Source organism: Campylobacter sp. B0100352/1 (assembly GCF_020135855.1).
Lineage (GTDB): Bacteria > Campylobacterota > Campylobacteria > Campylobacterales > Campylobacteraceae > Campylobacter_D > Campylobacter_D taeniopygiae.
On sequence record NZ_JACHTP010000033.1, the window covers coordinates 1 to 9111 of the forward strand.

The window sequence follows — 9111 nt, forward strand, 5'->3', positions numbered from 1 at the left end:
ATTTCACAACTTATATAATTAAAAACTATAATTTTATTTACTCTATAGGCATTAGTTTTTTTATCAATACAGATATATTATTATCCACTTTAAGATTATTAGTTTCTAAATTAAAAATTGTATAACCAAATACTCCCAATATAATTAACATTGGTATAATAATAATAATTTTTTTAAAATATAATCTTATAAATTTCTGCCAAAAATTTTCTTTTAAACTGATCTTATATGCTTTATTAAAAGCTAACTCCTCTTCTACTTTATAAACTGGCCTTAATGATGCAGCAATATTATCACAAAAATGAATTATTTTTTCATCTCTATCTTTGGCTTCATTGTATTTTCCCTTATATCCAAGAATTAAGCAAACATAAATAAATTCCAAAAAATCTTTAAATTTAAAAGGATTATTAATCCACGAAGATGCGATATCATAAAAATTATTACCGCCCAAAGTTTCATCAAATAGTCTAACGGTTAAAGTATTGTGAGCCCAAAAATCAATAAAAAGTTCATTTTTCATTAAACTTTCATCTATAAAAACACAAAGACAATATTTAAATTTAATAATTTCTTTTTCATCATATTCTTTGCACATACTTAGTTTTGAAGTTATGTCTAAAATTTTATTAATCAATGTTTCCCTAAGTTGATTAATATTATTTGTATCTATAGAAGTGATCTTTGAAAGTCTATAAGAGAGCAAAAGCAATTCTAAGGAATAATCTACAATTTTATTATTTTTTAAACCATCAAAATTTGAATCAAGAAGTAAGCTTAATGCCTTTTTTTCTTCATTGTTAATTATTTCATTCATTGAAATACCGCCCACATTATGATATCAGGATTTTTGATATTATTAGTTAAATAAATACTGATAACATTTTCATTTTTAAAATCCTTAAATAATGGGTCTCTTTTATCTATTTTATAATAAACATAACCGTTTAAATAAGGAATACTAGAAGGAATATTAGGCACTTGATCCACATTCAAACCTTCAAGTTGGGTTGCGACTATATTTTTAATTTTACTTTGAGTATGTATTTTACTTTGAGTTTTAAAATTACTAAGTAAATATTCTATAGTTGAATCTGCACGAATTGCGAAATAAATTTCGGCATCTTCTAAAACACCTGGATTATCAAAAATAAAATCATAAAAACCATTACCATTAATGCTGATTTTGGCTATAAAATATTTAGGACTTGTGATTTTAGAAAATAATAATCTTAAATTATTCATCATATTTAAAAAGGTACCATAAAGATTATCATGCTTATATGGAATAAAATCTAAAAAAGATTCTTCATTGCTAAAAGCCGCAAGTTCTCCTTGAAATTCTAAAAATTTTTCATATAAAAATTCAGGGTGTATTTTATCTTTTTTTGATAGATGTGAAAATATCAAATACCATTTTTTTAAAAGATTAAGAGATAAAAAAGTGCTAAAATCTAATGTATTTTTTGTTTGATCTATGCCTTTAAAAATATTAGATAAAACTTTTTTGTGCTGATTAATTGAAAAAATAATTTCTTCTAAAAAAGATCTTATAGTAGGTATTTTGCTAATATTTAAACAAGTAGGTATAAAATCATTTTCCAACTCTATTTTTTTATTAATATCAATATTTTTAATTTTTGCGATTGGCAATTCAAGTTCGTCTGGAGTTGAATTGCCTAAAATACCAAGCTTTAATCTTAGACTTGCAAGGAGTAAATCTTTTTTTTCTTGAGTAAAGGTTAAATTTTCAAGCTCATATTCATCTTCAATTTTATCCATTGCATTAGATTTTGAATCATCATAATTCCTTAAAGCAATACTATTTCTAAGACATATATACTTTGAATTTGGAAAAGTGTTTCTTAAAGATAAATCAGCAATATCCGTAACTCCGATTGGAATTTTCAATACTACAACAGAATCAATCAAAGATTCATAATTAATTTCAATAGGTTCTGGTAACAAATCTTGTTCGGGCGCATTAAAAATGCTTCCATCTTGTGCAATACCTGAAATTTTAGAAAGTGCAATTTTTCCTTGCAATAACATTTCTTGAGAAAATTCTAAGTCAATTATGCCATATAAATTGCTATATATATTTATAGTCTTAAGGTCTATATTTCTATTAAAAAATCTTTCTTGTTGCTCAAAATGAGTTTGTCCAATATTGAGTCCATCAAACCAAGCAACTTTTAATTTATTTGCCATATATATTTCCTACTCAATTCTTTTAATACCCTTTTTAGATATTTCAAATTTTAAATACTTACCACTTCCAAATCCATTTGCGTCTTTAGTTTTTGCCCATACTTTTGTCACCTTGTTTGTATTATTTGCAAATAAAACAAGAACTCCAACATAAGGAACTTCTCCACTATCTACTTTAATTGCAATAATATTATCTTTGGGTGCAATTTGTGTTTTAATAGAATCAAGTTTATCTTTTCCCAATACACCGTCTTCTCTAGTGGCCAAATCTATATCGCTTGCTTCTTCAAATTTTTTAATATCTTTAAGCTGATATATGATAGCCGTCACAGGAACATCATCATTTCTTTTATTGAGATTAGAATTTTCTTTATTGTCGATTTTGATGCTGACCATACTTGAGCAAGCACAAAAAATTAAAGGCAATAAAAGAAATAAGCTTTTTTTATAAAACATTTAAATTAAATCCTTTCTTTAATTGAATTTATAATTTTTAACTCAATTCTAAAATTATTAAAAGTAAAATTTTTAAAAAATTAACATAATATTTTTTAAAATTTAATTATAATGAGATAAATTTTTTAGAGGAATCAAAATGTCTTTTTGTGATCAATCAAAAAATAATTTAGATGAATTGCAAGAATTTCAATTGCTTGAAGATGAAATGTCAAAATATAAAACGTTAAATCATGAAAATATTTCTTGGGATAAAGTTTATCAATATTCTCAATTTATATTAATGCAACATTCTTTAGAATTTAAAATCTGTAATTATTTTCTTTTATCCTGTTTTAATTTAAATAATCAAGAATGTTTTGAGAAACTTTTACTTCTTTTTCAACATTTAAAAAAACTTATGGATGAAAATAATGATTATATATTAACTCAAAAACGAAAAATCCAAAATTTAATCCAAAATTTTATTCAAGAATATAATAAAACAGAAATACTTATATCTCCTGAAATTACCAAGCAATTTATTGCTTTATTTTCAGAATTTGAAACTTTATTATCTTGTAATTTTGCAAAAATTGAAATTGTCCAAACTCCAACACAGCTTCCAAAATCACCCGTAACTCAAGTATCTGTAAATATTAAAAGTGATAATATTAATTCCCTCAATGAAAGAGAATACAAAAATTTTTATCAAAAACTTGCTTTTGAACTCTTAGATGAAGATGAAAATAACCTTAGTGTTTATGCTTTATTTTCTCAAGCGATGTGGGGAAAAATCAAATGCTTACCAGAATGCAATAGTGAAAAGATCACTAAAATAAGAAAACCCGATGCTGATGCAATCCGTATATTGCTTTCTGATAAAAAAAATGATATAGAACACATTAAATGTTTTATGCATGAGCTTATTTTAAATCCTTTTTGGATAGAAGGTATACAACTTTTCTGTCATTTTTTAGAAAAAAAGAAAAAAAATAAACAACTAGATATTCTTATGATATTAACGAGTGATTTTATTTCCAAATTTGAAACCATTGAACTTCTACGTTTTCAAAATGGTGATTTTATTTGTAAAGAAGAAGTTTATAAATATTTTATCAGGGCAAAAGAACATAAAAAAAGCTTATTTTCAATTAAAAAAACCGATAAAGAACAAATATCGCAAGATTTTGAACAAATCTTAATAAATATCGATAAAGAGAATTTTAACAATTCTATTATGAATAATATTAACTCCTTGTTAGAAATGGCAAAAATTTTTGAATCAAAAGGAATGAAAAAAAACTCAAAAATTCTATATATATATTTAGTAGAATTAATGGAAAAAACTTTATTAAAAGACTATTTAGCTGAAGAATATGAAAACGCAAAAAATAAAATTAAATAATACAAGATTAAATTTAGCAAATTTTAATATAATAATCAAACTAAAAAAATATTACTTTTAAGGATTTAACAATGTCAGATGGATCTCATGCCCCAAAAGAACGTATTAATATTACATACAAAGCCAAAACTAATGGACAAAGCGAAGATGTAGAATTACCGTTAAAATTAATGGTAATGGCGAATTTAAAAGGAAAAAATGAAACTCCTTTAGAAGAAAGAGAGATTTTGCAGATTAACAAAATCAATTTTGATCAAGTTATGAGAAAACTCAACATATCAACAAGCTTTAGTGTAAAAAATACCCTTGGTACAGGAGCTGAAGAGCTTGATGTTAAACTTAATATTGCCAGTATGAAGGATTTTTCACCGGATAATTTAGCTAAACAAATACCTGAATTAAATAAGTTATTGCAGTTAAGAGAAGCGTTGATGGCACTAAAGGGACCTATGGGTAATATCCCTGATTTTAGAAAAGCTGTTTTAGAAGCATTGAAAAATGAAAAAACTAAAGAGAAATTACTTTTAGAAATTAAACAAGAAGAGCAAGGAAATTAAAATGGCAAATACTAAAATAGTCGATACTCCAATTATTGAACAAATTATGGAAAAAAGCAAATATTCTAAAACTGATGAAAGTTATAGCATTGCTAAAAGAGGTGTTGCTGAATTTATTTCAGAGATTGTTAAAAGCGATAATGCTGAAGAAAAAATTAATAAATTTGCACTTGATGAGATGATAGCACATATTGATGACTTGCTTTCAATGCAAATGGATGAAATTTTACACAATGAAGAATTTCAAAAGCTTGAATCCACATGGCGCGGACTTAGATTTTTAGTTGAAAGAACTGATTTTAATGAAAATATAAAAATCAATTTATTTGACATAACAAAAGAAGAAGCTTTAGAGGATTTTGAAAATAATCCAGATATAACACAAAGTGTTGTCTATAAAAATATATATTCTTCAGAGTATGGGCAATTTGGAGGAGAGCCTGTAGGGGCGATCATTGGAGATTATCAACTTAGTTCAGCAAGTCCTGATATGACTTTTTTAAATAAAATGGCTAGTATTGCAGCTATGAGTCACTCTCCTTTTTTAACTTCTTTTGGACCAAAATTTTTTGGACTTGAAGATTATTCTGAACTTGCAAATATTCAAGATTTGCAAGGTTTATTAGAAGGACCGCAATATACAAGATGGAGAACTTTTAGGGAAAATGAAGACTCTAAATATACGGGTTTGCTAGTAACAAGATTCTTAGCAAGAAGTCCTTATGATCCAGAAGAAAATCCTATAAAAAGCTTTAATTACAAAGAAAATGTTCATGCTTCGCATAATCATTTATTATGGGCTAATTCCTCATATACTTTTTGCACAAGATTAACAGAAAGTTTTGCCAAATATAGATGGTGTGGCAATATCATAGGACCAAAAAGTGGAGGCTCTGTAAAAGACTTACCTACTTATCTTTATGAGAGTTTTGGCACTATGCAATCAAAAATACCTACAGAAGTTTTAATTACCGATAGAAGAGAATACGAACTTGCTGAAGCAGGCTTTATAACTTTAACTTTAAGAAGAGATAGTAATAATGCGGCATTTTTTTCAGCAAACTCTCCGTTAAAGCCAAAAATATTTCAAAATACACCAGAGGGCAAAGAAGCTGAAACAAACTATAGACTAGGAACTCAACTTCCATATATCTTTCTAATCTCAAGATTAGCACATTATCTAAAAGTTTTACAACGAGAAGAAATAGGAAGTTGGAAAGAAAGAAGTGATATCGAAAACGGACTTAATGAATGGATAAGACAATATATTTCTGATCAAGAAAATCCGCCTTCTGAAGTAAGAAGTCGTCGTCCATTTAGGGCTGCACAAGTTAAAGTTGATGATATACCAGGAGAACCAGGATGGTATAAAATAGGACTAAGTGTTAGACCGCATTTTAAATATATGGGTGGTAATTTTGAGCTTTCTTTGGTAGGGAAGCTAGATAAAGAATAATAATGTCTTTGTTAGATAAACTGATTCACGATCTAGACGAGCAAAACGCACACATTCCTTTCTATCAAAATGATTTTGAGGATGTAAAGAATAATATAAAAGTTTTGCTCAACTCCAAGATTAATGACTGTTATACCGCGAAAGATTTAGGGATGCCAAATATGACTGACATTAATCTTAGTTCTAGTGAATTATGCATATCAATGGCTAAGGAAATAAGAAAGTTAATTGATAATTATGAAAAAAGAATAAGAGTTGTTTCTATTACTTATGATAATAGCTTAAGTCCTTGGCAGCTTTCTTTTATTACAAAATGTTTTTTTCAAGAAGATCGTTTTAAAGAATTTAGTATAGAGATTATCTTCAAAAATAATAGATATTGCGAGGTTAAATGAAGGATAATATCTTTTATTACCAAAAAGAACTCGAATATCTATATGAAACTAGAGAATATTTTGTAAAAAATTATCCAAAACTAGCTCCATTTTTAGCTTACGATAGTAAAGATCCTGATGTAGAAAGAATTATTGAAAATTTAGCGATCCTAAGTTCTAAAATTCATCAAGAACTTGATGAAAATATCCCACATATTGCAGAATCTTTAATCAATATAGTTTCTCCAAACTATACAAATCCCCTGCCCTCTTTATGTATGCAAGAATTTAAACTTGAACAAAATAGCAAAGAAAATAAACTTACTATTCCTAAAGGGACTATTGTTAAATCAAAACCTATAGATAAATGCATTTGTGAATTTAAAACTGTTTATGATGTCTATCTTTATCCTATTTCCATAAATGAGGTTTTTGTATCAAGTAAAAACCAAGACTATACTTTTAACTTAAAATTACAAATAGATAAAGCAGAAACAAAAATAAGTGATTTAGGTTTAGAAAAAATTAATTTATATTTAGGTAATGATACTTACATGTCTACTACTTTATTATTATATATACACTCTTATTTGAAAGAATTAAAAATTCAATGTTTAGACACCGATGAAGAATTTTTTCTCAATACTTATGATATTGAAAAAATAGGATTAAATCCAGATGAAAGTAGTTTATCTTATAATGATTTAGGTTTTGAAGCTTTTTCTTTATTGAGGGAATATTTTTTTATGCCTCATAAATTTAATTTTCTAAGAATTAATGGCTTAGATGTTTTAAATAATTGTCAAGGAAGAACAATTAATATTGAATTTAAATTCTCCAAGCCTTTTCCAACAAATTGCATATTTAGAAAAGAATTACTTTCTTTAGGTATGACACCCATTATCAATATCTTTGCAAAAAGCGCAGAACCTCTTATAAATAATCATAAAAAAGATAGTTATCGAATTTTTATTGATAGAAGCCAACCTAAAGCTTATGAGATTATACAAACATTGCAAGTTAAAGCACACAATAGCGAAGGGGGTAAAAGATTGTTAAAAAACTATAAAAGTTTTGAACGTTTTGAATTTTTAAAAGATAATCAAAAAGACTTTTATAGCATAAATACTAAAAAGAATTCTAAAGGAGAAGTATTTAGTGAAATTTCCTTTTTCTCCTCTTATTTAATGGATGAAACCATAAGCATTGATCTTTTATGCTCCAATGGAGATCTTCCTTCAAGATTAAAAATAGGCGATATCAATAATTGCAATTTAAAAGGTGTTGATACTAAAAATATCGAAATTCCAAGCGAAGCGAGAAGATGTAGCGTTGATGGTAATTTATTGTGGAAACTTGTTTCCGTGCTATCTTTTTCTTATCAAACTATATTAAGCAGAAAAGCTTTTTTTGGTGTATTAGAAAGCTATAGTTTTTTAGATAATCAATTAAATTGGAAATCTTATGAACTTTTACAAGAATCTATAGTTGATATTCAAAGCAAAAGCACTTATCTAATTGATGAAAATATTACAAAAAAGGGAACAGTAGCTATTTTTAGCATTAAAGATTCTAAGTTTTATACTTTAGGCGAAGTGTATTTATTAGGATTAGTTATATCCAAATTTTTAGCATCTTTTGCTAGCATTAATTCCTTTTGTGAATTAAAGATAAAATGTCTTGACTCAAAAGAAATTCTACATTACCCTGCTTCCTTTGGAAAAAAAGCTTTAATATGAATGATCTAACTTCATATAGTTTTTTTAAACTTATAAGAAAATTAGAAAAAGATTATGGGAAAAAAAATATATTTTTAAGAACCAATAAAAGTCTAAAACATCCAAATAAAGATCTAGAAAAAATTATTTTTTCAGATCAATCATTTATAGAATTATTTGTAAATTTTATGGGGTTGCATGGAGTTTCTTCACAACTTCCTTCATTTATGTTAGATAAATTATCTAGAAATGAAGATGGAGAGCAAGGTTGGACTTTATTTTTTGATTTTTTTAATCACTATTTACTTTGGATATTTTTCGATGTCGTTGGCTTAAAAAATTATCCGAGATCTTTTAATGATAATTTTAAAGACTCTATTTCTCAAATTTTATTTAATATATTAGGAATTAAAGAATATGATATCGCAAATAAATATTTGCCTTTTGCACCTTTATTATTAAGTTTAAGGCGTCCAAAAACACATATAGAAAGAGTTTTACAAGTTAACTTTAAATTAAAAGACAAATTATCGATCATTGAAAATTTGCCCCACCAAATTTTAATCTCAGATACTCAAAGAAATAAACTGGGTATAAAAAATCACGCCTTGGGAAATAATTTTATACTGGGTGATAAATTTACCTCTTATCAAAATAAAATAGCAATTTATATAAAAGATATTTCATATCAAGAAGCGGTTAAATTTATGCCCAATGGAGCTAAACATGATGATTTAAAAAATAGTATAATGTTTTTAACAAATAATGAATTTTGCGTTGATTTATACCTTAAAATCAACTATTCTTCAGAAATGAAATTTATCTTAGGGGATGAAAATACCGCCAAACTTGGCTGGGCGAAAATCTTAGGAAATACACAAAAAAAATACACCATAGTATATATGAAACTATACGAATAAATAAATAAATATTTATACCACAAAACATACTC

9 protein-coding genes are annotated in these 9111 nt (G+C 26.3%); 6 read left to right on the plus strand and 3 right to left on the minus strand.

Annotated features, from left to right (window positions below; translation table 11 throughout):
- Positions 1 to 37: 37 nt before the first annotated feature.
- From icmH to tssJ, 3 genes are read right to left on the minus strand one after another with little or no spacing between them, the layout of a single operon-like run.
- A complete protein-coding gene (icmH, locus tag H2279_RS07945) occupies positions 38 to 817 on the minus strand; it encodes a type IVB secretion system protein IcmH/DotU (RefSeq protein ID WP_137624101.1) in 780 nt (259 codons plus the stop codon).
- Entirely contained in the window at positions 814 to 2211 is a 1398-nt protein-coding gene (gene tssK / locus H2279_RS07950) for a type VI secretion system baseplate subunit TssK (RefSeq protein WP_337196199.1), read from the minus strand. The genes icmH and tssK overlap by 4 nt, the downstream gene beginning before the upstream one ends.
- A 9-nt stretch (positions 2212 to 2220) precedes the next feature.
- On the minus strand, positions 2221 to 2667 hold the full coding sequence (gene tssJ / locus H2279_RS07955) for a type VI secretion system lipoprotein TssJ (protein WP_337196200.1): 447 nt from the start codon (positions 2665 to 2667) through the stop codon (positions 2221 to 2223).
- 139 nt (positions 2668 to 2806) lie between these two features.
- Here tssJ and H2279_RS07960 point away from each other — a divergent pair, with 139 nt between their 5' ends.
- The 6 genes from H2279_RS07960 to tssG all read left to right on the plus strand — a co-directional run bounded on the left by H2279_RS07960 (position 2807) and on the right by tssG (position 9079).
- Positions 2807 to 4054, plus strand: a complete 1248-nt coding sequence (locus tag H2279_RS07960) for a type VI secretion system domain-containing protein (RefSeq protein ID WP_337196201.1) — start codon at positions 2807 to 2809, stop codon at positions 4052 to 4054.
- 71 nt (positions 4055 to 4125) lie between these two features.
- Positions 4126 to 4611, plus strand: coding sequence for a type VI secretion system contractile sheath small subunit (gene tssB, locus H2279_RS07965; RefSeq protein WP_137624104.1), 486 nt, complete (start codon positions 4126 to 4128; stop codon positions 4609 to 4611).
- Position 4612: 1 nt separating this feature from the next.
- Positions 4613 to 6067 carry a type VI secretion system contractile sheath large subunit gene (gene tssC, locus H2279_RS07970; protein ID WP_137624105.1) on the plus strand — a complete coding sequence of 485 codons (1455 nt, stop codon included), beginning with the start codon at positions 4613 to 4615 and terminating at the stop codon, positions 6065 to 6067.
- A 2-nt stretch (positions 6068 to 6069) separates the two neighbouring features.
- On the plus strand, positions 6070 to 6462 hold the full coding sequence (gene tssE / locus H2279_RS07975) for a type VI secretion system baseplate subunit TssE (RefSeq protein ID WP_137624106.1): 393 nt from the start codon (positions 6070 to 6072) through the stop codon (positions 6460 to 6462).
- The gene (gene tssF, locus H2279_RS07980; RefSeq protein WP_137624107.1) at positions 6459 to 8180 is read left to right on the plus strand and encodes a type VI secretion system baseplate subunit TssF; all 1722 of its coding nucleotides are present in this window, start codon (positions 6459 to 6461) and stop codon (positions 8178 to 8180) included. The genes tssE and tssF overlap by 4 nt, the downstream gene beginning before the upstream one ends.
- Positions 8177 to 9079 carry a type VI secretion system baseplate subunit TssG gene (gene tssG / locus H2279_RS07985; protein ID WP_337196202.1) on the plus strand — a complete coding sequence of 301 codons (903 nt, stop codon included), beginning with the start codon at positions 8177 to 8179 and terminating at the stop codon, positions 9077 to 9079. The genes tssF and tssG overlap by 4 nt, the downstream gene beginning before the upstream one ends.
- The last annotated feature ends 32 nt before the right edge of the window (positions 9080 to 9111 follow it).

Coding starts and splice junctions, on each gene's coding strand:
- tssJ (WP_337196200.1), bottom strand. CDS start 2,667: ATGTTTTATAAAAAAAGCTTATTTCTTTTATTGCCTTTAATTTTTTGT.
- tssE (WP_137624106.1), top strand. CDS start 6,070: ATGTCTTTGTTAGATAAACTGATTCACGATCTAGACGAGCAAAACGCA.
- icmH (WP_137624101.1), bottom strand. CDS start 817: ATGAATGAAATAATTAACAATGAAGAAAAAAAGGCATTAAGCTTACTT.
- tssF (WP_137624107.1), top strand. CDS start 6,459: ATGAAGGATAATATCTTTTATTACCAAAAAGAACTCGAATATCTATAT.
- H2279_RS07960 (WP_337196201.1), top strand. CDS start 2,807: ATGTCTTTTTGTGATCAATCAAAAAATAATTTAGATGAATTGCAAGAA.
- tssG (WP_337196202.1), top strand. CDS start 8,177: ATGAATGATCTAACTTCATATAGTTTTTTTAAACTTATAAGAAAATTA.
- tssB (WP_137624104.1), top strand. CDS start 4,126: ATGTCAGATGGATCTCATGCCCCAAAAGAACGTATTAATATTACATAC.
- tssK (WP_337196199.1), bottom strand. CDS start 2,211: ATGGCAAATAAATTAAAAGTTGCTTGGTTTGATGGACTCAATATTGGA.
- tssC (WP_137624105.1), top strand. CDS start 4,613: ATGGCAAATACTAAAATAGTCGATACTCCAATTATTGAACAAATTATG.